Genomic DNA, 25,714 nt, shown 5'->3' on the forward strand with positions numbered 1-25,714 from the left:
ATAATATAATATATTGATAACCACTTTCCTAAAGTGGTTATTATTTTTTACACCTCACTCTTTTATATTTTGTATCTTTGCACACTCAAAATCAAAACGATGCGCACAAAATCTGTAGGGAAGAAGAAAATCAATGTGGTTACACTTGGATGCTCCAAGAATGTATATGATTCTGAAGTATTAATGAGTCAGCTGAAAGCAAATGGAAAGGAAGTGGTTCACGAAGGCCGCGGAGATATTGTAGTAATTAATACATGCGGATTTATTGATAATGCCAAGGAAGAATCAATTAATACAATTCTTGATTATGTAGACGCAAAAAACAGAGGTGAAGTCGAAAAAGTTTTTGTTACAGGCTGTCTTTCCGAAAGATACAAACCGGATCTTATTAAGGAAATTCCTGATGTGGATCAGTATTTCGGGACAAGAGATTTGCCCATTCTCCTAAAGCATCTTGGTGCAGATTATAAACATGAATTAGTAGGAGAAAGACTGACAACAACTCCCAAACATTATGCGTACCTCAAGATCTCGGAAGGTTGTGACCGACCTTGTTCTTTCTGTGCGATTCCTTTAATGAGAGGCGGACATATATCCACGCCTATCGAAAAATTGGTTTTGGAAACTCAAAAGCTTGCAAAAAAAGGAACAAAAGAGATTATTCTTATTGCGCAGGACCTTACTTATTATGGTCTGGACCTTTATAAAAAACGTGCGCTTGGAGAACTTTTAAAAGAGCTTGTAAAAGTTGAGGGGATAGAGTGGATCCGCCTTCATTATGCTTTTCCGAGTGGTTTCCCAGAAGATGTTCTTGATATTATCCGTGAAGAGCCTAAAGTTTGCAATTACATTGATATTCCTCTTCAGCATATCAATTCAGATCTGTTGAAATCAATGAAACGTGGAACAACTCATGAAAAAACAAATGCATTATTAGCTAAGTTTAGAGAAAAGGTTCCGGATATGGCTGTTAGAACTACCTTGATTGTAGGTTACCCGGGAGAAACAGAAGAAAGATTCCAGGAATTGAAAGACTGGGTAAGAGAGCAAAAATTCGACAGGTTGGGTTGCTTCACCTATTCTCATGAAGAAAATACAGGAGCTTATGTCTTAGAGGATGATATTCCACAGGAAGTGAAAGAAGCAAGAGTAGAAGAGATTATGGAGCTGCAATCACAGATTTCTTGGGAGAAGAATCAGGAGAAGATCGGAAAAACTTTCAGATGTATATTTGATCGAAAAGAAGGCAATTATTTTATAGGAAGAACAGAATTTGATTCACCTGACGTAGACAATACTGTTTTGGTTTCGGCCGATGAAACTTACATTTCTATAGGAGAATTTGCTGAAGTGAAAATTACTTCTGCAGAAGAATTTGACTTATATGGAGAATTGATTTAACAATCTAGTTCTGTTGTAATTATAACAATTGTATGGTTTTCGCAGATAATTGAAAATATTAATAAAATTTAACATAATTAAAGTAGCTATTAATTTAATGATTAGGCTGATTTTCAGGTAGTTGGTGTTTTGCCTGGTAAAACTCTTTTATTTTTTTTATATAAAATGAATAAATTTGAAAATTATGTCTTAAATTTGCGCAATAAGCAATGTTTTAAAATCAAATGCTTCAATAAGTTATCTATCTAATAATGTTAAATAGAAACTTTAATGTTTAGCACAAGTTGGGATGCATGTCCCATTTGCAAATATTGATGGAAAATAATGTAATTTAAAATCTTTAAAAACTTATGAAAAAATTTTTATTAACAGCGACAATGCTCGTTGGCCTTTCGGCAGTTTCCAAGGCTCAGACAACGGGTCGTGTAGGTATTAACACAACTACACCAGCCGCAACACTAGACGTAGTAGCTAATACTACTGACAATGCTAGACCTGATGCTTTGCTAGTCCCTCGTTTGTCAAGAGCTCAGTTAGCAGCTAAAGACGCAGCATATACGGCTGCTCAGAATGGTGCCCTTACATTTGTTACCACTTTAGATGGTAGTGCAGCTGGTAAGACAGTAAATGTAATTGGAATTGGCTTCTATTACTATGATGCTCCAAATTCTGTTTGGGTTGCTGTAGGTGGTGGTGGTTCAACACCTCCAAACTTCCAGATTCAGAAAGGTAGACTTCACTCTTTAAATGCTCCTATTACATGGGCATCGGATGATTATTCTGTCGTTACTACTGCTATGGGAGGAACTAGCCAGCTATTATTGCCTGCAGCCACGTCACTGCCATTAAACTCGGTAAGATGTGTATCTGCGAATGGCCCAGGTAACGTGGGTTGGGATCCTGCAGCGGTTCCAGGTATCACTAGAGGAATGAATAGCATACCATCAACGGTAACTTCAGGTGGATCTTTCTGCTTTATTGTAGTGAGTAATGCTGGTGTAAATAACTGGGGTATTCTTTCAGGTAGATAATAACAATCATTAAATTTTAAACAGATGAAAAAAATCATATTAGCACTGTTTGTATCACTAGGTACATTGGCCAGTGCACAGGCTTTATCTAACGGTGTAATTGCAAACACTTTCCCTAATGAAAACATTTTCTTAGATGCCTCTACAAATAACAATGCTGCAGTAAATGACGGTAAAGGTCTATTGTTTCCTACAACAGATCTAACAGCTTTTACATTTAAAGTAGCTAGTTTAGATGGTATTAACTTCCCTTCTGCTTATGATGGCATGATAGTTTTTAATATTGGTGTTGGTAACACGCTTACAAATGATGGTGTTGTTTCTACACCAGTAAGCCGTGGTTTCTATTATTTTGATAACCCTAATAAAAGTACTGATGTTACTGGAGGTAGATGGCTACCAATAGGAGGAGGTAACGCTAAATTTGACGTAACCGCTGCTGAAACAGCTACAAATACATTAGTAGCAAATAAGCAAGTTTACGCTATTAAAGGGACATTTAACGCAACAGGAAGTTCAACAGCTGTAAATATCCCAGCGCCGACGGGTATGACTGCTTTATATGGTATTACTATTTATAAAGCGGGTACAAACACTGTATATGACAGAAGTTTATACTCTTATACAATTGCAACTACTGCAGGAAATGCAATTACAGGTTCGCCAAGTATGTCAGTGGTTTATCCTTCTGGAACATATGACTATGTAATAGAATATTTAAAATAAGATAATACTTATATCTAAATATAAATTAAAACCAATGAGAAATCATTGGTTTTTTGTTTTAATATGATGAAGCTTATTAATAATAAGAATCCTTAATATTCAAAATCTTATTTGGTACCTAATTTGAATATAATGAAGAAGAATGTTTAAAATGAGGATTTTAATAATTATAATTTTTAAACATAGAATTGATGTTTAATCCATTCTACTGTTAAAACCTTTGTTAAAATAAATATAGAGTGATATATGCTATGCTCTTATTGACTTCTATTAAACGCTTTTGTCCATTTGATATCATAAAATTTTTGTTTTTTTAAGTGAGCTGTACTTATATTTTAAATTTTCATTGAATATATAAAACATTGATTATCAATCATTTAATTAGTTCATATTTTGAATTTTTTTGACAATAAGTTAATTATATTAACTTTTAGGTTATTTTTTTAACGTTTTTTAACAGTACTACCTAAAACCCCTGATAATAGGGACTTACAGCTCTTGTTAACATATAATTTTGTTTTCATTAACGGTTTTTAACATATAGAGTAGGGACTTTACAACATTCCTTATACTTTTGCTCCGTCAAAACCAATAAAATTCAAGATGATGAAAAGATTCATTCTCGTAATCATAATGATGATTTCAACCTTAGGTGTTTATTCTTTTACAGGTAATACCTTAGATGCGAAGAAAACAAGTTATGCATCGTACTACCACGATAAGTTTAATGGTAGAAAAACAGCAAGCGGAGAGATCTTTAGTAACTCAAAGTTCACTGCTGCAAACAGAACGCTTCCGTTTGGGACTAATATTAGAGTTACCAATCTGAACAATGGAAAACAGGTGATAGTGAAGATCAATGATAGAGGACCTTTCCATGCATCAAGAGCATTAGATATTTCTAAAGCTGCGTTCGATGAAATCGGGGATACCAATCGTGGTACCATTCCTGTTGAATATGAAATTGTCGACTAAATTTATGATTTAAATTTATAAAAGCCAGCTGATTCAGCTGGCTTTTTATTTTTAGTCTTTCTATACATTAAATTCCAATAAAGCTGGGCAGTGATCAGAATGTACAGCTTCTTTTAAAATTACTGCTCGTGAGAGCTTATCTTTCAAAGTATAGGTTGCGAAATTATAATCCAGTCTCCAGCCTTTGTTCTTCGCCCGGGAATTCTGTCTGTAGCTCCACCACGTATAATTGTCAGGCTCATTATTGAAAAAACGGAAACTGTCGATCAGTTCACATTCCTCAATAAAGCTGGTCATCCATTCTCTTTCCATTGGCAGAAAGCCAGAAACATTCTTTAAACGGACCGGATCATGAATATCAATAGCCTGATGGCATATATTGAAATCGCCGGAAATAATAAGGTTAGGAATCGTTTTTCTCAACTCCTTTATATAAGCCAGGAAGTCATGGCAGAACTGCATTTTGAAATCCAGCCTTTCGATATTGCTGGCAGACGGAACATACACTGAAATGACAGAGTATCCGTCAAAATCTGCACGGATGATCCTGCCTTCATTATCATAGCTTTCGATACCACATCCATATTCAATATGATTAGGTTTGATTTTAGACGCAATTCCGACGCCGCTGTAGCCTTTTCTTACGGCAGAATGCCAATAGCTGTGATAACCAACTTTTTCGAGACTTTCAATGTCTATCTGATCGTTTCCTGCTTTACTTTCCTGAATACAGACAATATCCGGATCAGCAGTTTTCAGCCATCCCAAAAAATCCTTAGTAAAGGCAGCCCTGATTCCGTTAACGTTATATGTGATTAACCTCATGAGTTTTTAATGAAATTTAAAATGTTCGTTATATTTTGATGGAATAAATTCAGTGATATCATAATCTGCTACCTGATGAATATAAAAAGGATCTTCTTTAATGATGTCTTCAATTTCATATTTAGAACCAGCATTGGCAAGAATAATTCCTCCCGTTCTCGGTTCTTTCCTTCCGGAAGCAATAAAGTTTCCGGAGGCGTAATGTTTTTCAAGAAAGTTATTGTGTTCCGGGATCAACGGTTCCACATTTTCCAGGTCACTTTTGTAGGTCAGCGAGATAATAAACATTGTTTTTTTGCTAAGATATGAACTCTTTAAGATTATTAAAAGTGGTTATAAAAAGAGGCGGCAAAAATCATTCGATTTTTGCCGCCTTAAACCCAAAATTTAAATAAACTATGAAAAAAACTACTTGGGTTCTAAAATGCTGATAGGAATAATACACTCTTCCAATGAAATTCCTCCGTGTTGGTATGTCTCTTTATAGTAATTCACAAAGTGATTGTAATTCTTCGGATAAGCCAGGAAAATATTGTTTTTTGCAAAAATATATTTCGAACTTAAATTCCCTTTTGGCAGAAACAGTTTTTCAGGGTTGGTAACGGCCCATACATCACTGTCGTCATAGGTTAAACTCTTTCCGGTTTTATAACGGATATTGGTTGATGTTTCACGGTCTCCAACTACTTTACTAGGTTTTTTAACGTATACCGTTCCGTGGTCTGTAGTGATCACAAGTTTGTATCCACTTTCTGCAGCCGCTTTAATAATCTTCAGCAATGATGAATTCTCAAACCAGTTAAGCGTAAGGGATCTGAATGTTTTATCGTCCCTGATTAGCTGGTCTACAATATGATTATCTGTTTTAGCGTGAGAAAGAATATCAATAAAGTTGTAAACAATTACCAGAAGGTCATTATTTTTATGCTGGTTGAAATCATCATAAATCTTTCGCTCAAAATCTGCATTCAAAACTTTAAGATACTTCATAGATTTAGACCCTAAACCAATTCTTTTCATTTGGTCTTCCAGGAAATCGCGCTCAAACTCATTCTTATTTCCCTCTTCATTATCATTGAACCATTTATCCGGAAAACGCTTCTCAATTTCAGAAGGCATCAGTCCGGCAAAGAAAGAGTTTCTAGCATACTGAGTGGCCGTAGGAAGAATACTGTAATAATAATCTTCCGATATTTTATTGTAATATTTTGTGAATAATGGTTCAATAACCCTCCACTGGTCAAAGCGGAGATTATCCACCATAAGAAGAAGAACCTTTTCTTTCTCTACCTCGGGCTTTACTTTTTCTTTAAAAAGAGTATGGCTCATTAATGGCTTATCAGGATCCGTAAGCCAACTTTCGTAATTTTTTTCAATGAATTTGGCAAACTGGATATTGGCTTCCTCTTTCTGTGATTGCAGAAGATCGGAGAACTCATTATCCGCTACCTTATCAAATTTAATCTCCCAGCTCAGGATCTTCTTATAATATTCTGCCCATTCCTGGTAAGTTCTGATATAAGAAAGTTCCATAGACAGGTTTCTGAATTCCTGCTGGTACTGGAGAATTGTTTTCTGCTCTACAAGATTATCCTCCTGAAGATTCTTTTTTAACGACAATAAAATCTGGTTAGGGTTTACCGGCTTTAGTATGTAATCAGCAATCTGAGATCCGATGGCTTCTTCCATGATATGTTCCTCCTCACTTTTTGTTACCATCACAATCTTTAAAGAATTATCTTTTTCCTTAATCATGGGAATGGCTTCCAATCCCGAAATGCCGGGCATATTTTCATCAATAAGCGTTAATGCGAATTTCTCCGAATCCATTAGCTCCAGAGCTTCATTCACGTTGTTAACAGGGGTTACCTGGTAACCTTTTTTTTCTAAAAATACGATATGGGGCTTGAGTAAATCTATTTCATCATCTATCCATAATATCTTTTCCGACATAATTTATTTTTTTACATGGTTATAGCATCAAAATGTTGACCAATCCCTTTTAAATTCTCACAAATTAGAGACAACAAAAGTTAAATATTAGTTAAATGAAAATCCTGCCATTATTATTGATATTCAATTCATTTAAAAACCGGTCTTTATATAATTTAAAGCTCTTTCCAGAACTTCATCTTTTCCTTCCTTTATGCCCGTTATAGTGGGCTTTATGACAATATCAGGGATAATTCCTATCCTTTGAGTTTCCCTTCCGTCAGGATAATATGCTCCCAGTCCTGTAAAACAGGTATCCAGATCCGCAATTTTAAATCTGATCACATCCCCGTTGGCTCCCGAAGTATTACTCCCGATCACCTTAGCTTTTGGGTGCTGCTTAAACATCATAGCAGTGGTTTCTGCCTGGCTCTGTGTATTCTCATTCACTAAGATCACAACATTTCCTTTGTAGTAATCCGGATTCTTTCTGCCGATGCTGCTTTTTGCGCTATAAAATTTACTTAAATAATCCGTCTCCGGGAAATTAAATTGATAATAAATTGATTTTTCCGGAAGAATCAGCTTGCTTAAAGGAAAAATGGTCTGTTTAGGATAATTTCTGAGATCAAAAATAATGGATGTTGTTTTTTTTAAATCCCTATACATATCGTTCAGGTCACTTTTTTCAATACTACCCATATTGACATAGCCTGTTTTCTTACTTTCATCCAGAAATTTCCACTTCGGCTGAACAGTTGGTGTTTCCCTGACAATATCTTTAAGAAGATAGGTTTTGGCAGTAACAGCAAGGTTTTGTCCGTTGCGCTCTATTTTTAAGGCAATAGAATCATTATTACTGAAAAGAAAAAGATGTTTCACTTTTGAAATCTTCCCCCAGGAATTGGAAGCCGGAATATATTTTCCAAAACTGTTGATCATCTGAGGAATTGTCCGCCCATTGACGTCGTAAATGACATCTCCGGTTTTCAAAAATGTTTCTTCGTTCAATTTATTTTTAATGATCTTTGTTACCACCAGTTTTCCTTCTGCATAAATATATTCCACAGGAACTTTTCGTCTCCCATATTGATGGGAATTGAAGGTAGGTGAATAAAGAAAAGCATGCGAGTCATCAATTTTTGCCACCAGTTCCGCAAGAGCCAAATGATAGCTTTCATCATTATTAATATTGAGGAACTTTGGGATCATTTCCGTTAAGACATCATTCCAGTTCTGATCCGTTTGATACTTGTATGGGAAAAAGTATTCTACCAGATTCCAGTATCTGAACAGTTCCAGAAGACCGATTTCTTTTGAAGTGAATTGTGAACCGTATGAATTTTCATTCTTAAAGTAAACCTTTTTTCCACCTTTTCCGAAATAATGACTGCTGCCTGAATTTCTGTTGTTTTGGATAAACAATAGCTGTTGGGTTACTGCTTTACTGAATATTTGTTCATTACTCATCCAGCCTGGATCAAAGTTTTTCAGAAAATATATTTTCGTTTTATCTTCTTTTGAGCATTTTTTACATTCCTCCACTTTTCCAAGACTGCTGATCCATTTGGAATATAATTCGTTCAACTGATTTTTATCCTGGATATGCTCAAGCTGTTCAATTTTTTGAAAAAGCTGCTGATCCCAATCAAATTCTCCTTTTGCAACACGGGGATGATAGTATTTTAAAAATCCCCAGATTTTACAGAGTGATTCTAATTTTTGAGTTTCAGATAATGACTGCGCAGAAAAATGTAAGCTGAAAAAAAATAAGATGAAAAGAGAAATTTTTCTCATTAAAATGAAGCATTATTTATGCTATCAAAGATATATGTTTAAAACAGAATATGGCGAAAAACATCTGTGTAAATTTGTGTAGTCTGTGGTTAAAATAAAAACATAACTCACATACATATCTTCACAAGTATCACAAATAATTACTTCATGGGCCATGCAGATAATATGTTTTCTCAAGTTTGAATTCTTTAATAGTAATTTATCATGCTTAAAATTTAAAATCCCTAACTTTGTTTACTAATACCAAAGTTTCAATGCAGAATAAGCTAAAGATCATTAACGACCCCGTTCATGGTTTCATCAGAATCCCACACGAAATTTTATTTGACATTATAGAGCATCCTTATTTCCAGAGACTGCGCAGAATCGGACAGACCGGACTTCTGAATCTGATCTTTCCGGGAGCCACCCATACAAGATTCCATCACGCTTTGGGAGCGATGCATTTGATGTTTACGGCATTAGAAACCCTACGCCAGAAAGGAGTTAAAATTACTGAAGAGGAAGAAAAAGGAGCCATGCTTGCCATCCTGATGCATGATATTGGTCATGGGCCTTTCTCTCATGCATTGGAAAACATGCTGATGGACGACTGGCATCACGAAAAACTTTCACTGCTGTTAATGAATAAGTTGAATGAGGAATTTGACGGGCAGCTTTCTATAGCTATCGAAATGTTTCAGGGAAAATATCATAAAAAGTTTTTTAACCAACTTATTTCATCTCAGCTTGATGTCGACAGGCTTGATTATCTGAACAGGGACAGCTTTTTCACAGGTGTTTCTGAAGGAAACATCAATACCCAAAGAATCATTTCCATGATGAATGTCTGCAGCGAGGGCGAGTTAGTTATTGATGCCAAAGGAGTCTATTCCATTGAAAACTTTCTGACAGCCAGAATGTTCATGTATTGGCAGGTATACTATCATAAAACATCGGCATTGGCAGAGTTTCTTTTAGTTAAGATCCTGGAAAGAGCCAAATATCTGATTTCCGAAGGGATGGATCTGCCTGCCGGGGAAAACCTGAAATATTTTCTGAATCGTGGAAAAAGTTCTGCTACCGATGAAGATATTTATAGATTTACGCAACTTGATGACAATGATATAATTCATGCGATGAAATCCTGGCAGGATTCAGAAGACTTTATTCTTTCCTATTGGTGCAGATGTGTGATCCAGCGAAACCTTCCGAAAACGGTTATCTCAACACGTCCTTTCAAACGAAAATTTATTGAGGAAAAAATAAAAAACACCAATGAATTTTTCGGAATCAATAATGGAAAAGAGCTTGTACACGAGATTAAAAGAAAATTACTGCCTTATGACACCAAAAAACAGCCAATTTATTTACTCCAGAAAAACGGTAAAAAGATTAGGTTAGAAGAGTCACAGGACCAGTTATTGTCTGGGCTTATGGTACACAAGACTGCCCGGTATATTCTTACCTTTCCAAGAGATATTTCCCACATAATATCTTAAATAATCTTAAAATTCACGTTCCTAAAATCAAAAAATGTTTGCGAATTACAGAATTTCTTATCTTTGCAGAATATGGAATTTACAGCTTCGCAAATTGCAAGTTTTATTGACGGACAAATAATAGGCGACGAAAGTACGGTTATTACAGGGGTTTCACCAATTGAGAATGGTGAATCAGGACATCTTTCTTTTATAGCACAGGATCGATTTTCACATTTTTTAAATACCTCAAAATGCTCCGTTATTATTGTTTCGGAAAAACTTATAGATAAAGTTGATTATAATCCTACCTTAATTGTTGTAAAGGATGCCTACCTTTCTTTCCAGGTTTTAATGAATCTGTACCAGGAAATGCAGGGAAGAAAAGAGGGAATCGAAACCGGTTCTTCTATTCATGAGACTGCAGTAATTGGAGAAAAGGCCTATATCGGAGCATTTACTTATGTTTCGGAGAAAGCTAAGATTGGAGAAGGTTCTCAGATCTATCCGCAGGTCTATATTGGGAAAGGAGTTAAGATTGGTAAAAACTGTAAAATCGACAGCGGTGCCAGAATCTATGACTACTGTATTATCGGAGACAATTGTGTGATCCATTCCAATACGGTTGTAGGTGGCGACGGATTCGGCTTTCAGCCTACTGCAGAAGGATTCAAAAAAATTCCTCAGCTAGGAAACGTGATTATCGAAGACGATGTAGAGATCGGCTCAAACTGCAGCATCGACAGAGCTACAATAGGGTCTACCATTATCGGAAAAGGAACAAAGATCGATAACCTGATCCAGATCGCACATAATGTGAAGATCGGGCAGAATAACGTTATTGCGGCACAGGCCGGAATTGCAGGATCTACTACAATTGGAGATTGGAATCAGATCGGTGGACAGGTAGGAGTGGTTGGCCATATTAAAATTGGGAACCAGGTGAAAATTCAGGCTCAGAGTGGTGTGAATTCCAGTGTTAATGATAAAGAAACATTGTATGGGTCCCCGGCGATAAGCTACAATGACTATCTTAGAAATTATGTCCATTTCAGAAATTTCACTGAAATTGTAAAGAGAATAAATAATCTTGAGGATATCTCAAAAGATAAAACTAATGAGTGATATGCAAAAAACACTCCAGAAAGAAGTAACACTTTCTGGAATTGGCCTTCATACAGGTAAAGAAGTAAAACTTACCATTAAACCAGCTAAAGAAAATACAGGTTTTGTGTTCGTAAGAACAGATCTGGAGGGACATCCTCAGGTAGAAGCTGATGTTAATTATGTAGTAGCGACAGAAAGAGGAACAACATTAGAGAAATTAGGTGTAAAAATTACTACTTGTGAACACCTTTTGGCTGCATTAGTAGGGTGTGATATTGATAATGCCATTCTTGAAATGGATGCCTCCGAGCCGCCAATTTTAGATGGATCTTCCAAATTCTTTGTAGAAGCTATTGAAAGTGTAGGAATTGCAGAACAGGGTATTGCCAGAGAATACCTGGTCATCAAAGAAGTGCTGAGCTATGCAGACCCTGCATCGGGATCAGAAATTACCATTATTCCTTCGGATACCTATGAAGTGACTACTATGGTAGATTTTGGAACTAAAGTTTTGGGAACTCAAAATGCTACCCTTAAAAATATTTCAGAATTTAAAGACGAGATCTCTTCTGCAAGAACATTCAGCTTTTTGCATGAATTGGAAATGCTTTTAGATCACGGTTTGATCAGAGGCGGAGATATCTCAAACGCTATTGTATATGTGGATAAAGATCTTACACCTGACACCACAGAAAAATTGAAAAAAGCATTCGGAAAAGATAACGTTTCTATCAGACCGAATGGTATTCTTGATAATCTTACGTTAAACTATCCCAACGAAGCTGCAAGACACAAATTACTCGATGTAATTGGCGATTTGGCATTGGCTGGTGTAAAAATAAAAGGTAAAGTAATTGCGAACAAACCGGGACACTATGTGAACACCCAGTTTGCGAAAAAACTGAACCGACAGTGGAAATTGCAAAAGAAAAAAAATGTTCCGGATTTTGATTTAACCAAAGAGCCGGTTTTTGATATCAACGGAATTATGCGTCTTATGCCGCACAGACCACCGTTCTTATTGATCGATAAAATTCTTGAACTTTCAGATTCCCACGTAGTAGGCCTGAAAAATGTTACCATGAATGAGCCTTTCTTTGTAGGACATTTCCCCAAAGAGCCTGTAATGCCAGGAGTATTACAAGTGGAAGCTTTGGCACAGACAGGAGGTATCCTTGTATTGGCCAGCGTTCCGGATCCTGAAAATTACTCCACTTATTTTATTAAAATAGATAAAGTAAAATTCAAGAGAAAAGTAGTTCCCGGAGATACAATGATTTTCAAAATTGAACTGATAGAGCCTATCAGAAGAGGAATTGTACATATGCAGGGATACGGATATGTGGGAGACACAGTGGCTGTAGAAGCAGAGTTAATGGCTCAAGTTGCAAAAAATAAAGTTGATTAAATGATTCATCAATTAGCCGCCGTAGATAAACGTGCAAAAATCAGCAAAAACGTTATTGTAGAACCGTTTACTACAATTGCAGGGGACGTGGAGATCGGAGAAGGAACTTGGATTGGTCCTAATGTTACCATCATGGATGGAGCCAGAATAGGTAAAAACTGCAGAATTTTTCCGGGAACGGTAATTTCTGCAATTCCTCAGGATTTAAAGTTTGATGGTGAAGATACCCAGGTAATTATCGGTGATGAAACAACAATCAGAGAATGCGTTACCGTAAACAGAGGAACAAAAGCTCTCGGATTTACTAAAATCGGTAAAAACTGCCTTATCATGGCAACTTCTCATATTGCACATGATTGTGTGATCGGAGATCATGTTATCATTGTAAACGGTTGCGGTATTGCAGGACATGTAGAAATTGGAGACTATACTGTAATGGGAGGTCTTAGTGCTGTGCATCAGTTCGGTAAAATCGGGAAACATGTAATGATTTCCGGAGGAACTCTGGTAAGAAAAGATATTCCGCCCTATGTAAAAGTAGCAAGAGAGCCTATGTCTTATGCAGGAATCAACTCGGTTGGTTTGAGAAGAAGAGGGTTTACTAATGAGAAAATTTTTGAGATCCAAAAGATCTACAGAACAATTTTCCAAATGAAAATGAACGTTTCTCAGGCTGTAACTTACATTGAAAAAGAAATGCTTCCAACTGCTGAAAGAGATGAAATCCTTCAGTTTATCCAAAACTCACCAAGAGGTATTGTAAAAGGATACGGAACAACCAAGGAAAGTAACTAATACTTTACCTGAAGTAAAAAACTAAAATAAAAGATAACATAAATTAATGGCAACAAGCAACGATATCAGAAAAGGACTTTGCATTGAGTACAGTAACGATATTTTTAAAGTAATAGAATTTCTTCACGTAAAACCGGGGAAAGGACCTGCTTTCGTAAGAACAAAATTAAAGTCAGTAACTAACGGGAAAGTGATTGATAATACTTTCTCTGCAGGACATAAAATTGACGAAGTAAAAGTAATCACCAGAAAGTTCCAGTATCTCTATGATGATGAGAACGGATTCCACTTTATGAATAATGATGATTTCTCTCAATTATATTTGAACAAAGAAATGATTGAAAATTCACAGTTCATGAAAGCAGGAGAAGAAGTAACGATCATTCTGAAAGAAGCTGACGAAACGCCGCTTTCTGCTGAACTTCCTCAGTCTGTTTACCTGGAAGTTGTTGAAGCTGATCCGGGAGTAAAAGGAAATACAGCTACCAATGCTCTTAAGAACGCAATCGTTGAAACCGGAGCCAGAGTGATGGTTCCTCTATTTATCGAGCCGGGAGACAAAATTAAAGTAAGTACAGAAGACGGCAGCTACTTAGAAAGAGTAAAATAATAATAAAATTTACATCAATTCGGTTTGCATCAGCAGTCCGAATTTTGTTTTTATAAGAAAACCAATTGTTATGAGATTCCATTCTCCACAAAAGCTCAAAACTATTGCCGATTTAATAGGCTCAGAATTTGTTGGCCCTGAAGACTTTGAAGTCTTGGGAACCAATGAGATTCATATGGTTAAGCCGGGTGACATTGTTTTTGTCAACCACCCGAAATATTATGATAAAGCATTAAATTCTGCAGCAACGATTATTCTGATCGACAAAAAGGTAGAATGTCCGGAAGGAAAAGCACTTCTGGTTTCTGATGATCCTTTCAGAGATTTTAATAAGATCAATACCCACTTTACAAGAATATATAATTTCACTGAGGAACTTCACGACGTAGAAATCGGTGAGGGAACAAAGATCCATCGTACGGCTGTTATCGGAAATAATGTTGTGATCGGAAAAAATACTTTAATTTTTCCAAACGTTGTTATTGGAGACAGAACGGTAATTGGTGATAATGTTGTCATTCAGTCAAACACGGTTTTAGGAGGTGATGCATTTTATTACAGAAAGCTGAATGGAAATTTTGACCGTCTTATTTCGGTTGGAAATGTAGTCATCGAAAACAATGTAGAAATTGGAAATGGTTGTACGATAGACAGAGGCGTTACGGATTCTACCGTAATCGGGGAGGGCTCTGTTTTAGATAACCAGATTCAGATAGGACACGACACCGTTATCGGAAAAAAATGTCTCATTGCATCACAGGTGGGAATTGCAGGCTGTTGTGTCATAGGAGATGAAGTAACACTTTGGGGACAGGTAGGCATCGCTTCCGGAAATAAAATTGAAAGCGGATCTGTTATTCTTGGTAAAACAGGAGTCAACAGAGATCTTAAAAAAGGAACCTATATTGGGATGTTTGCAGAAGATTTCAAAGGCTATTTGAAAAAAGAAGTAAAGCTGAGAAATCTCAAATAAACTATTCACTTGGTTTTGTCTAAAATCAAAGAAAAATAAGTAAATTTGTGAGCATTAATAAAATATTTAAATAAATTAAAACATCAATAAAATGTCAATTTTAGTAAACAAAGATTCTAAAGTAATTGTACAAGGATTTACAGGGAACGAAGGTACTTTCCATGCGGGCCAGATGATTGAATACGGAACCAATGTAGTGGGAGGAGTTACTCCGGGAAAAGGAGGATCTGAGCATTTAGGAAAGCCTGTATTCAATACAGTAGCTGATGCCGTTCAAAAAGCTGGAGCCAATGTAAGTATCATTTTCGTACCACCTGCATTCGCTGCTGATGCGATCATGGAGGCTGCTGAGGCAGGTATCAAAGTTATCGTATGTATTACTGAAGGTATTCCTGTAGCGGATATGGTGAAAGTAAAATCTTACATCGCTGACAGAGACTGCAGATTAATCGGTCCAAACTGTCCGGGAATCATTACTTCTGAAGAAGCTAAAATTGGTATTATGCCAGGATTCGTTTTCAAAAAAGGTAAAGTAGGTATCGTTTCAAAATCAGGTACTCTTACTTACGAAGCTGCTGATCAGGTTGTAAAAGCTGGTTACGGTGTTTCTACAGCAATCGGTATTGGTGGTGATCCAATCATTGGTACTACTACAAGAGAAGCTTTGGAACTATTCATTAATGACCCTGAAACTGAAGCGGTAGTAATGATCGGTGAGATTGGTGGTGGATTGGAAGCTGAAGCTGCAAGATGGTATAAAGCCAGCGGATCTACTAAGCCGGTTGTAGGATTTATTGCCGGACAGACTGCTCCTAAAGGAAGAACTATGGGACATGCTGGTGCTATTGTAGGTGGTGATGAAGATACTGCTCAGGCAAAAATGCAGATCATGAGAGAAAACGGAATCAACGTTGTAGATTCTCCTGCAGATATCGGTGTTACAGTTGCTAAAGTTCTAGGATAAGACATACAAAAACAAAACATATGAAAAAACTTTTATTAACCTCAGCATTGGCCCTTTCAACTCTGTCGTTTGCCCAAATTGATTTTGCAAATACAAGATTTGGTGTCACGGCAGGAGGTAATTACTCCAGAGTAAGAAATGCCCATAACCCTTCTGGTCCAAGATTCGCGTTCCAGGGTGGAGCTTTAGCTCTTATCCCCGTAGGAAAAGCTAACCAGTTCTTTATACAGCCCGAAGTCGTGTATTACGGTGCAGGAGAAACCGGAAAAGATAAAGATGCTAAAGGAAAAGATGGTTATGATGCAGTATATGGTAACAATTATCTGAGCGTACCTATCTATTTTAAAGGATATTTTTCTGAAGCAGAATCAGAATTCTTTGGAATGATAGGACCAAGATTTAACTTTTTGATGAGTCAGAATGTTAAAAATGCTCCTATAAGCAGACCATATTATGATCCGGATGTTACCGATCCTCTATATCCGTCAGTAAGTGGAAAAGCATCAAGCTTTAACCTTGCTTTAGGATTAGGAGTTGGTTATAGCTATAAAAGACAGCTGGAAGTAGCTCTTAAATATGACTTAGGTCTTTCAGATACTTATCCTGATCTTGCAAAAGAAAAAGGAGGTTCTGATAAGAAAAAGTCCGAGCAGGTGATCAGCCTTAGCTTAAGCTATATCTTCAAATAGAATAACTCGTTATTCAATGATAAAAAATCCCGGAAATTTTAATTTCCGGGATTTTTGTTTTTAATAGAAGTATAAAGTTGGAAGAGAAAAGTTATTAAGAATACCAAGAACAACCGGAATCACTTCCGGTAAACTTCCATCTTCCTTCTTCAGACTTCCATCTATGAGTTTATTAACCTCTGATCCACTTCCAGATCTCCTTTAAAGTCGCTTTATTCCCATACATCAAAATCCCTACACGATAGATTTTTCCGGCAAGGAATATCATAAGAATGGTAGTTCCCAGCAATAATACAATAGACAAAGCAATCTGCCACGCAGGAACGCCGAAAGGTATTCTCGCAATCATGGCAACCGGAGAGGTAAACGGGATAATAGACAGCCAGAAGCCTAACGGACCGTCAGGATTGTTCATCAGGGAAAAGCTTCCATACATTCCTAAGGTAAGCGGTAAAATAGCAAATAAGGTGAACTGTTGTGTCTCAGTTTCATTATCTACTGCAGAGCCAATGGCTGCATAAATGGAACTGTAAAAAATATATCCCAAAAGAAAAAATACGATGAATACAAAAATGATCAGCGGGAAATTCAGTTCCAGTAAACTGTGTGAGACCTGTGTTGCGATCTGGGCAATATCCAGCTTACTGGCAATCTCCTCATTGCCTCCCGGAATGTTCTTTTGGAAAGAAGAAAATCCGGTATTTAAAACCAATGCACCTATAACAGACATGGAGATCCAGATCAGGAACTGCGTCAAAGCAACCAGTGTTACCCCTAATATCTTACCCATCATCAGCTCAAACGGCTTCACAGATGAAATAATGATCTCTACCACACGGTTGTTTTTCTCCTCAAGAACGCTTCTCATAACCCTTACTCCATAGATAATAATGAACATGAAAGTTACATACATCAAAAGGATGCTTAGACCGCTTTTTACCCCAAAAGCAAGATCAGAATCTTCCTTATTATTATCAGAAACATTAATGGTTTTTAAAGTAAAACCTTTGTCAAGGCTGTTCAGTTGGGCTTCTTCAATACCGAGCTGCTTGATTTTTTCCTTTTTGATCACATCCGTAATATCAGAAACGATCTTCTGTTTCGTATCAAGGCCCATTTTGACATTGACGATGAGTCTTGTACTATTTTCAAGTCCGGTATAGTCATGATCTTTCAATTCGGGAAGGATCAGGATGCCATCCAGAGATTCATTATCCTTCAGGTTATTGATCTTAGCTTTCTCATCCGCTGTAGAAACAAATACATAATTCAGCTTATCATTAGATTTTAGCTGGCCTTTGAAAAGCCCGCTTTTATCCACAACCTCAATAATGCTGTGGGATTCGTTGGCTTTAAACATTAATCCGATCACTGCTCCAAACCCAACCAGTAAAAGAGGAGCCAGCAATGTTAATATAATGAAGGATTTTTTCTTAACCTGCGTAAGAAACTCCCTTTTTGTAATTAAAAAAATATTGTTCATAAAAAATTAAGAATGGTTACTTACAGCATTAATAAACACTTCATTCATGCTCGGAATTCTTTCGTCGAATGATCTTACTTTTCCTACGTTGACAAGGTCCAGAAGAATATCATTTTGCCTGCTTTCATTTTTCAGATCGAAAGAAACCATATTGTTTTCATTAGAGAAATTAAAAATATCATAGCTGTTTTTGAAATTCTCAAATTTTATTTCATCTACTTCAGAAAGAGTGACTCCAAAAATATTCTTCTTAAATTTTTCCCTTACATCAAATACTCTTCCGTCAATAATCTTTTTAGAATTGTTAATCAGCGCTACATAATCACACATTTCCTCAACACTTTCCATTCTGTGGGTAGAAAGAATGATCGTAGTTCCATTATTTTTAAGATCAATGATCTGGTCTTTAATTAAGTTGGCATTTACCGGATCAAAACCCGAAAAGGGCTCATCAAGGATCAGAAGATGCGGGCGGTGAAGAACCGTAACTACAAACTGGATCTTCTGTGCCATCCCTTTCGAAAGTTCCGAAAGTTTCTTTTTCCACCACTGGTCGATGTTCAGTTTTTCAAACCACTTCTTGGCTTCGTTCAGAGCATCATTCTTACTCATTCCTTTCAGTTCCCCGAAATAAAGGATCTGATCGCCCACGCTCATGTTCTTATACAGTCCTCTTTCTTCAGGCATATAACCAATGTCTCTGATGTGGCTGGGATTAAGCTTATTTCCATTAATGAATACATCTCCGGAATCCGCCTGGGTAATTTGATTGATAATACGGATGAAGGAAGTTTTTCCCGCTCCATTCGGGCCTAGAAGACCATAAATACTGCCTTGTGGTACATGGATGCTGAAATCATCCAATGCTACTTTCTTCCCGGCACTATAGGTCTTTCTGATATGTTCAGCTTTAAGCATTAAATTGTTTTTAACAATGAGTATAAAAAGTCCTTAAAGTTACGGAAATATTAAGGCAGAACTGATGCAAAAGAAAAAATCCTGATGATTATCAGGATTTAATTTTATTGTTTTACGATTTGAGTAACCTTTTGGGTATTATCGCTTAAAATATAGCGAATCAGATATTTCCCGGGTTTCAGTTTTTCAATATTGATTTCTCCGGAATTCATGTTGACAGAATAATTGGCTACCTGCGTTCCTAAAATTGAATAAAAGGTAACACTCTTGATCTTTAATGCAGAATCTTTTGCTTTGATCAAAAGGAAATCTTTTGCAGGATTTGGATATGCTACCAATACACCGTCATCAGACTTCTGTGTGATGGAACCCGGCTCTCTCAGCTGTGCCTGCATATTGTTGGAAAAACCAACGAAAGCGCCCGTAAATAGAAATAAAAGTAAAAGTTTTTTCATCAAATTATAATTTCTCGAATGTATTAAAACAAAAATAAACAATTCTACAATTCTATACAATAGTTTTTTATATAAGTTGTAGTAAATTTGTAGAAACTTATTCAAAAAGTATTCCAAAATGATACATTCAAGAAATAGAAGACTTAGAGTTAATGAATCTATCAGAAGTTTAGTAAGAGAAAATAGTCTTACAACTGATGATTTTGTAATGCCGATTTTCGTAATGGAGGGCGAAAACCAACAGGAAGCGATACCGTCGATGCCGGGGATTTTCAGGAGGAGTATAGATTTAACGGTAAAAGAATGTAAAGAGTTATTTTCTTTGGGTGTAAAATCTGTCAATCTGTACATGAAAGTGTCAGAACATTTGAAAGACAATACAGGAAAAGAAGCCTGGAACAAAGACGGGCTGATGCAGCAGACGATCAAAGCCATCAAAGATGCAGTTCCGGAAATGATTGTGATGCCTGATGTCGCTTTAGATCCTTATTCGATCTACGGTCATGACGGGATTATTGAAAACGGAAAGATCGTGAATGATGCTACCAATGATGCACTGGCAAGAATGTCCGTATCTCATGCTGAAGCCGGAGCTGATATTGTGGCGCCAAGTGATATGATGGACGGAAGAGTACTGGCAATTCGTGAAGCTTTAGAGGAAAGCGGATTTACCGATGTAGGAATCCTTAGCTATTCAGCAAAATATGCAAGCTCTTTCTATGGACCTTTCAGAAGTGCCCTGGACAGTGCCCCGAAAGATAATATGGAAATTCCGAAAGATAAAAAGACCTACCAGATGGATTTCCACAATTCCCGTGAAGCGCTGAACGAAGTATTCAAAGATATTGATGAAGGAGCCGATATTATCATGATCAAACCGGGACTTCCTTATCTGGACATTGTTGCTAAAGTCCGTGAAGCTATTGATCTTCCCATAGCAGTTTACAACGTGAGTGGAGAATATGCCATGGTAAAAGCAGCTGCACAGAATGGTTGGCTGGATAATGATAAAACCATTATTGAAAGCCTGATATGTTTCAAAAGAGCAGGAGCAGATATGATTTTTACTTATTTTGCGAAAGAAGCAGCAATGATTCTGAATAAATAAAATAATTACTGAACAAAATAAACTGCCCCTAATTTGTATTTCAGGGGCAGATTCTATTATTGACAAATAACTAAATAGTAATTTGTTACATAATATTGAAATCTTTTCCTTTTGTGAATTTTGCTGCAAAAGGAGCCTGGTTTCCGGAGTATTTCAAAACAAAATGTTTCTTGGTATCCGTATTTATTTTAGCATCCACTTCTACATTCTGTGTCTGAAAACTCACCTCTAACCCCACTCCCGATTCTTTTTCAAGGAAGATTTCTACACTTTCAGCATAAAACAGGGAAGTACTCAGATAATTGAACTTAATATTCTTTCTATAGGTTTTAGATTTACTTTGTGTAAATAAAGAATAATTTTTCAGAATCTCAATTCCGGGAGAATCAATGTTGGTAACTCGGGATTTGGTTACGCCGTTTACTCTCACTGAAAAGCTTTTGGCGTTTTTAATATTTCCGTTCACCCCGATATTGAATAAAGACGGAAGCGACAGGCCGTATTCAACCATGCTCTCTTTTGTGAATTCAAAATCAGGGATCAGTGCAGGATGCTTAGGCGTATTAATCAGCTGCTCCTTTACTGTATTAAGAGCATCCCCCGAAAACAGGTATCCGATAAGGTTGTTTCCTGTAGTTCGCCAGTTTCTCCCGTTCCATTCGAAAATCTCACAAAGCAGTGTATCTGTGGATGAATGGGGAAGAAGATCCATATCCTGCCATTTGAAAACTTCCTTGGCATAAGGTCTTCTGTCGACAATATTAATACCCAGATCCAGTGCAAGAAGATCTGTCAGGTCTTGATTACTTTCCATATTATTTTAATTCTTGGTTTGGTCGTATAAAATTATGAAATAAAATAATTCTTACAACCAGCCTTTTCTTCCGTAAACATAAGTATCATCAAACTGCTTATCGCTCATGAACAGGTATAGAATCCCTTCAATAAAAGGAATAATAGAGGCTGCTCCTAAAGTGACAATATTAAGGACAAGCTGAATTACACCTTCTTTCGTATAGCCAAGATAGAATTTATTCAACGCCAGCCAGCCTACGAGAATTCCCAGTATTGCTGCCGGAATTTTCTTTTCCGAACGGTAAGGAACATTATTCTGCTGATTTTGATTCTGGGTACCTTCTGTTTTTGTATAACCGTAATTTTCCATTGTTAATTTATTTGTGATGAGTAAAATGATTTCTCAATACGTCGGATAAAACCCTTAAGAGTTACAGAATAGCAGTTTAAATAATTCCTTTCAGTAATGTTTTCATGCTGAGGAGGTTCGGAGTTTTATAAGGCCTGACCTATAAACAATATAAAAATTAAGATTATTCGCTTAAAAATGACAGGTACATTTCATAATCTAAAATTTGAATTCAAAAAAACTTTATCTTTGCCCCTATGATTTTACGAGGAGAAAACTTAATCAAAGAATACGGTCCTAAAAAAGTAGTAAAAGGCGTTTCTGTACAGGTTCAACAGGGAGAAATTGTTGGTTTGCTTGGTCCCAACGGAGCAGGAAAAACCACTTCGTTTTACATGATCGTAGGACTGGTTAAGCCTACTTCAGGGAAAATTTTCCTGGATAAACAGGAGATCACTACCGATGCCATGTATCGCCGTGCTCAAAAAGGAATCGGGTATCTGGCACAGGAAGCTTCAGTTTTCAGAAAGCTGTCTGTAGAAGACAATATTATGGGTGTTTTGCAGCTTACAAAGCTTTCAAGGCGTGAGCAGCAGATTAAATGTGATGAGCTGATTGAAGAGTTTTCACTGCAGCACGTACGTAAAAACAGAGGAGACCTTCTTTCGGGAGGGGAAAGACGTAGAACCGAAATTGCACGCTGTCTGGCCACAAGCCCTAACTTTATTCTTCTCGATGAACCTTTTGCCGGAGTAGACCCCATTGCGGTAGAAGATATCCAGAAAATTGTAAGAAGCCTGGTAGATAAAAATATCGGAATCCTGATCACGGACCACAACGTACAGCAAACCTTAGCCATCACCAATAAAACATACATCATGTTTGAAGGAAAAATCCTGAAAGAGGGGCTTCCGGAAGATCTTGCCAATGATCCGCAGGTAAGAGAGGCCTATCTTGGTGAGAACTTTGTGTACCAGAGTATTTTAGACAAACCGAAAAAGAAAAAGTACATTTATAATATCTGGGCTGGTAACTTCGATTCTAAAGCGCAGCTGCAGGGATTTGTAGATGATCACTTTGGACAGTATGACGATCTGAGGCTGATGTACGGATTTGAAGATATCAGCTTCGCATCGCTTGCCAATTCTGAGATCGAACATATTTTCAATGATGTAGTAGATAAAAATGCTAATAATTCATTCGTTTTCCAAAGAAAAGAACTTACCTCACAATATCCTCTGGAGCAGGCGCAGGCTGAATCCAAAGCTGCCAGTAAGCCAGAGCTGCATTACCTTACAACCTATTTTTACGAGGGATAAAAATCATATCTGTAATAAAAGCATTTGCTGAAAAATAGAATAAAACGTACCTTTTCTCTCGGAAACGGTACGTTTTTTAGTTAAAATAACTCTTATGGCAAAACCCTTTAACAGAACAGTTACTTTATTCGGGATCTACAAACAGCTCGTTCCATTTATAAAACCTTACCGTTTGATGATTTACGGGACGCTCTTTCTCACTTTTTTAGGAGCTCTCGCAGCACAGGTCAATCCTATTGTATTAAAATATACGGTGGATGAGGTAACAGAGCTTACCCATCTTCCGCATCCGATGTCTGAGGGTATTCATATTCTGGTGGTGATCTCCATTATTTTACTGGGAAAAGAGCTGCTTAATATTTTTATCAACTTCGGACAGAAATTTTACGGTGAAAAAATAAGAATCAATGTAAGCTCCGTTCTGGCTCAGTCTGCTATTGATAAAATACTGATGTACCGGGTGGCCTATTTCAATGATGAGAATCATGAATCCGGGAAATTACAGATCAGAATAGACCGCGGAATAGAAAGTTTAACAAGGCTGGTACAGAATTTTTTCATCGATATACTGCCGCTTTTTTCCAATGCCATTATTGCCCTGATCATCATGTATATGCAGAATGTATATGTAGGAATGGTTTCTACGATCATTGTCCCTATTTATTTTTATATAAGTTCACTACAGGCAAAAAAGCTTGGAGGAGTTCGCCGCCAGCTCAGAAATCAAAGAGAGAGAAAAACTTCAGGGCTTTTGAACCTGATCAATTCTATTATGGTGATCAAAAGCTTTGTCCGTGAAAAATTTGAAGGTAAAAAACAGTACGACCTGCAGATGGAGCTGATGGAAAGCCAGATGTTCACCAGAAAAACCAACTTTATTTATGATGGTTTAAAAACATTCATCGAGCAGTTCGGTGTGGTTTTAATTATTCTTTTGACTGTTTATCTGGTGCTGGATCAGCAGATGACCATTGGGGCGATCATGCTGCATATCATGCTGTTCAATAATATATCGGCACCTATACGCCAGCTGCATAGGATTTATGACGATATGAACGATGCCATGATCTATGCTGAAGGCTATTTTGAAATCCTTAATGCAGACGATGAGAAAGAACCGAACGGAACTTTTATAGAAAAAGAGATCAAGGGGAATTTTGAATTAAGAAATGTAGATTTCAGCTATCCGAACGGAACAAAAGCCCTGCATGACGTATCCATGAAAATAGAGAACGGAAAAACTACTGCATTAGTAGGGTTGAGTGGAGCCGGAAAATCAACTGTGATTAATCTTCTCTGTAAATTTTACCTTCCGGATTCCGGAGAAATATTACTGGATGGAGTCAATTTAAATAATTTTGACAATACCTTCCTGAGGGACGATCTTGGTCTGGTATTGCAGAAAAACCATATTTTTCAGGGAAGCATTGAAGACAATATCCGATATGGTGACATGAATGCCAGTTTCGAGGAAATTCAGGCAGCGTCAAAAAAAGCCTATCTTCATGATCAGATTCTGGATCTTCCGGATGGTTATCAGCACGATGCTACCCAGCTTTCCGGTGGCCAGCAGCAGAGAATTGCCATTGCCAGATTATTCCTGAAAGATCCACCTATTATTTTCCTGGATGAACCAACTGCCAGTCTGGATGCTATTGCTACTGAACAGATCAAAAATTCATTGGATGCCATCAAAGAAGGCCGTACCGTGGTTATTATCTCTCATTCACTGTCGCAGATCCTGGATTCTGACACTATTTATGTGATGAAAAAAGGAAGGGTAGTGGAAAGCGGAACACATGATGAGCTGGTTCAGATGAATGGAACATACCGTGAGATTTTCGATGCTTCTGCCAGAAGTTTAAATCTGGATAAGCTGGTGAATTCTTTTAAAGATAATTGATCTTATGCTTTTTATTTCTCGCAGACCATACAGGCTCCGCATATTTTAATTAATGAATCTGCCAAATCTGCTCAATCAGCGAGAGAATATATATTTTCTATAGTAAACTTTTGAGGGCTTAAATAGAGATTAAACGCAAGATTTTATGGTAAGGCTCCATATTTAAAAGTTCTCACCATAAAACTTTGCGTTAAAAAAATACAATCAATTTACTGTGCTTTTTCAGCAACCTGATAAGCACCTACATCCGCTCCAAAAGCAATATTGATTCTATTATAACTGTTGATCGCAATCACAGCCATGGTAAGATCCAGCATTTCAGTTTCAGAAAAATATCTGCTGACTTCCGAATAAATTTCGTCAGGGATTTCTTTACCATTTAAAGAGGTTAAACTTTCAGCCCAAAGCAATCCGGCTTTTTCTCTGTCTGTGTAAAAAGAGCATTCTCTCCATGCGCTTACCAGAAAAATTCGTTCTTCAGTTTCACCTTTGGCTCTTAATTCCTTGGAGTGCATATCCAGGCAGAAAGCACATCCGTTTATCTGGGAAACACGGAAATACAGAAGCTCCAGAAATGAACTGTCGAGTGATGAATGCTGTACCTGAAACCCCATGTTGTGGAGGGCGTTTACAGCTTTGTTTCCCATTGCAAACGCATTGATTCTTTGTGACATAATAATTGTTTTTTTGA

The 25,714-nt window shown here is 37.0% G+C and carries 24 protein-coding genes and 1 pseudogene; 15 read left to right on the forward strand and 10 right to left on the reverse strand.

Translation table 11 applies throughout. The annotated features are described in order from the left end of the window. Window positions 1–99 precede the first annotated feature (99 nt). The 4 genes from rimO (at window position 100) to V6R96_RS11990 (ending at window position 4,133) form a co-directional block, all read left to right on the forward strand. Entirely contained in the window at window positions 100–1,401 is a 1,302-nt protein-coding gene (gene rimO, locus V6R96_RS11975) for a 30S ribosomal protein S12 methylthiotransferase RimO (protein ID WP_111956606.1), read from the forward strand. Between the two features lie 377 nt (window positions 1,402–1,778). Then, a complete protein-coding gene (locus V6R96_RS11980) occupies window positions 1,779–2,432 on the forward strand; it encodes a hypothetical protein (RefSeq protein ID WP_146897089.1) in 654 nt (217 codons plus the stop codon). A 24-nt stretch (window positions 2,433–2,456) separates the two neighbouring features. Next, window positions 2,457–3,158 (forward strand): hypothetical protein, encoded by a 702-nt coding sequence (locus tag V6R96_RS11985; protein WP_111956610.1) that lies wholly within the window; start codon window positions 2,457–2,459, stop codon window positions 3,156–3,158. 603 nt (window positions 3,159–3,761) lie between these two features. Then, a complete protein-coding gene (locus tag V6R96_RS11990; protein WP_048502358.1) occupies window positions 3,762–4,133 on the forward strand; it encodes a septal ring lytic transglycosylase RlpA family protein in 372 nt (123 codons plus the stop codon). A 60-nt stretch (window positions 4,134–4,193) separates the two neighbouring features. Here V6R96_RS11990 and V6R96_RS11995 read toward each other — a convergent pair whose 3' ends face one another. The 4 genes from V6R96_RS11995 to V6R96_RS12010 form a co-directional block, all read right to left on the reverse strand. Continuing rightward, the gene (locus V6R96_RS11995) at window positions 4,194–4,958 is read right to left on the reverse strand and encodes an exodeoxyribonuclease III (RefSeq protein WP_111956612.1); all 765 of its coding nucleotides are present in this window, start codon (window positions 4,956–4,958) and stop codon (window positions 4,194–4,196) included. Between the two features lie 6 nt (window positions 4,959–4,964). After that, window positions 4,965–5,246, reverse strand: a complete 282-nt coding sequence (locus V6R96_RS12000; protein ID WP_336378825.1) for a YciI family protein — start codon at window positions 5,244–5,246, stop codon at window positions 4,965–4,967. Between the two features lie 120 nt (window positions 5,247–5,366). Continuing rightward, window positions 5,367–6,911 carry a bifunctional response regulator/alkaline phosphatase family protein gene (locus V6R96_RS12005; RefSeq protein ID WP_111956614.1) on the reverse strand — a complete coding sequence of 515 codons (1,545 nt, stop codon included), beginning with the start codon at window positions 6,909–6,911 and terminating at the stop codon, window positions 5,367–5,369. A 132-nt stretch (window positions 6,912–7,043) separates the two neighbouring features. Further along, window positions 7,044–8,687 carry a S41 family peptidase gene (locus V6R96_RS12010; protein WP_336378824.1) on the reverse strand — a complete coding sequence of 548 codons (1,644 nt, stop codon included), beginning with the start codon at window positions 8,685–8,687 and terminating at the stop codon, window positions 7,044–7,046. 254 nt (window positions 8,688–8,941) lie between these two features. On the opposite strand from V6R96_RS12010, the gene V6R96_RS12015 reads away from it, so the two are divergent. The 8 genes from V6R96_RS12015 to V6R96_RS12050 all read left to right on the forward strand — a co-directional run bounded on the left by V6R96_RS12015 (window position 8,942) and on the right by V6R96_RS12050 (window position 16,693). Beyond that, the gene (locus V6R96_RS12015) at window positions 8,942–10,168 is read left to right on the forward strand and encodes an HD domain-containing protein (protein ID WP_336378823.1); all 1,227 of its coding nucleotides are present in this window, start codon (window positions 8,942–8,944) and stop codon (window positions 10,166–10,168) included. Between the two features lie 72 nt (window positions 10,169–10,240). Continuing rightward, entirely contained in the window at window positions 10,241–11,272 is a 1,032-nt protein-coding gene (lpxD, locus tag V6R96_RS12020) for a UDP-3-O-(3-hydroxymyristoyl)glucosamine N-acyltransferase (protein ID WP_111956620.1), read from the forward strand. Continuing rightward, a complete protein-coding gene (locus V6R96_RS12025; protein ID WP_111956623.1) occupies window positions 11,265–12,662 on the forward strand; it encodes a bifunctional UDP-3-O-[3-hydroxymyristoyl] N-acetylglucosamine deacetylase/3-hydroxyacyl-ACP dehydratase in 1,398 nt (465 codons plus the stop codon). Before lpxD ends, V6R96_RS12025 begins: the two co-directional genes overlap by 8 nt. Continuing rightward, window positions 12,663–13,457 carry an acyl-ACP--UDP-N-acetylglucosamine O-acyltransferase gene (gene lpxA / locus V6R96_RS12030; RefSeq protein WP_111956625.1) on the forward strand — a complete coding sequence of 265 codons (795 nt, stop codon included), beginning with the start codon at window positions 12,663–12,665 and terminating at the stop codon, window positions 13,455–13,457. A 46-nt stretch (window positions 13,458–13,503) separates the two neighbouring features. After that, the gene (gene efp / locus V6R96_RS12035) at window positions 13,504–14,067 is read left to right on the forward strand and encodes an elongation factor P (RefSeq protein ID WP_040997887.1); all 564 of its coding nucleotides are present in this window, start codon (window positions 13,504–13,506) and stop codon (window positions 14,065–14,067) included. A 70-nt stretch (window positions 14,068–14,137) separates the two neighbouring features. Continuing rightward, complete coding sequence (locus V6R96_RS12040) at window positions 14,138–15,040, forward strand: LpxD N-terminal domain-containing protein (protein WP_111956628.1); 903 nt, start codon at window positions 14,138–14,140, stop codon at window positions 15,038–15,040. A 91-nt stretch (window positions 15,041–15,131) separates the two neighbouring features. Continuing rightward, window positions 15,132–16,004: a succinate--CoA ligase subunit alpha gene (gene sucD / locus V6R96_RS12045; RefSeq protein ID WP_111956630.1), complete on the forward strand. Its 873-nt coding sequence runs from the start codon at window positions 15,132–15,134 to the stop codon at window positions 16,002–16,004. A gap of 20 nt (window positions 16,005–16,024) precedes the next feature. Then, window positions 16,025–16,693, forward strand: coding sequence for a porin family protein (locus V6R96_RS12050; RefSeq protein WP_111956632.1), 669 nt, complete (start codon window positions 16,025–16,027; stop codon window positions 16,691–16,693). Between the two features lie 172 nt (window positions 16,694–16,865). On the opposite strand, the gene V6R96_RS12055 is transcribed toward V6R96_RS12050, so the two are convergent. The 3 genes from V6R96_RS12055 to V6R96_RS12065 form a co-directional block, all read right to left on the reverse strand. Then, window positions 16,866–18,176: an ABC transporter permease gene (locus V6R96_RS12055; RefSeq protein ID WP_336378822.1), complete on the reverse strand. Its 1,311-nt coding sequence runs from the start codon at window positions 18,174–18,176 to the stop codon at window positions 16,866–16,868. 6 nt (window positions 18,177–18,182) lie between these two features. Further along, window positions 18,183–19,094 carry an ABC transporter ATP-binding protein gene (locus V6R96_RS12060; protein ID WP_223560004.1) on the reverse strand — a complete coding sequence of 304 codons (912 nt, stop codon included), beginning with the start codon at window positions 19,092–19,094 and terminating at the stop codon, window positions 18,183–18,185. A gap of 104 nt (window positions 19,095–19,198) precedes the next feature. After that, window positions 19,199–19,549 (reverse strand): T9SS type A sorting domain-containing protein, encoded by a 351-nt coding sequence (locus V6R96_RS12065; RefSeq protein WP_111956638.1) that lies wholly within the window; start codon window positions 19,547–19,549, stop codon window positions 19,199–19,201. A 118-nt stretch (window positions 19,550–19,667) separates the two neighbouring features. Between V6R96_RS12065 and hemB the strand changes: the two genes are divergently transcribed. Next, entirely contained in the window at window positions 19,668–20,657 is a 990-nt protein-coding gene (gene hemB, locus V6R96_RS12070; RefSeq protein ID WP_336378821.1) for a porphobilinogen synthase, read from the forward strand. Window positions 20,658–20,742: 85 nt separating this feature from the next. On the opposite strand, the gene V6R96_RS12075 is transcribed toward hemB, so the two are convergent. Both V6R96_RS12075 and V6R96_RS12080 read right to left on the reverse strand, forming a co-directional pair. Then, window positions 20,743–21,471: a hypothetical protein gene (locus tag V6R96_RS12075; protein WP_111956644.1), complete on the reverse strand. Its 729-nt coding sequence runs from the start codon at window positions 21,469–21,471 to the stop codon at window positions 20,743–20,745. A 51-nt stretch (window positions 21,472–21,522) separates the two neighbouring features. Then, window positions 21,523–21,822 (reverse strand): TM2 domain-containing protein, encoded by a 300-nt coding sequence (locus V6R96_RS12080; RefSeq protein ID WP_111956646.1) that lies wholly within the window; start codon window positions 21,820–21,822, stop codon window positions 21,523–21,525. Window positions 21,823–22,058: 236 nt separating this feature from the next. On the opposite strand from V6R96_RS12080, the pseudogene lptB reads away from it, so the two are divergent. Beyond that, window positions 22,059–22,784, forward strand: a pseudogene (gene lptB / locus V6R96_RS12085) (LPS export ABC transporter ATP-binding protein); the annotation flags it as partial. A gap of 511 nt (window positions 22,785–23,295) precedes the next feature. Continuing rightward, on the forward strand, window positions 23,296–25,023 hold the full coding sequence (locus V6R96_RS12090) for an ABC transporter ATP-binding protein (RefSeq protein WP_111956906.1): 1,728 nt from the start codon (window positions 23,296–23,298) through the stop codon (window positions 25,021–25,023). Between the two features lie 209 nt (window positions 25,024–25,232). On the opposite strand, the gene V6R96_RS12095 is transcribed toward V6R96_RS12090, so the two are convergent. Continuing rightward, window positions 25,233–25,697: a carboxymuconolactone decarboxylase family protein gene (locus tag V6R96_RS12095; RefSeq protein WP_336378820.1), complete on the reverse strand. Its 465-nt coding sequence runs from the start codon at window positions 25,695–25,697 to the stop codon at window positions 25,233–25,235. Window positions 25,698–25,714 lie beyond the last annotated feature (17 nt).

The sequence above is a fragment of the Chryseobacterium sp. CCNWLW53 genome, assembly GCF_037083525.1.
Taxonomy (GTDB): domain Bacteria; phylum Bacteroidota; class Bacteroidia; order Flavobacteriales; family Weeksellaceae; genus Chryseobacterium; species Chryseobacterium lathyri.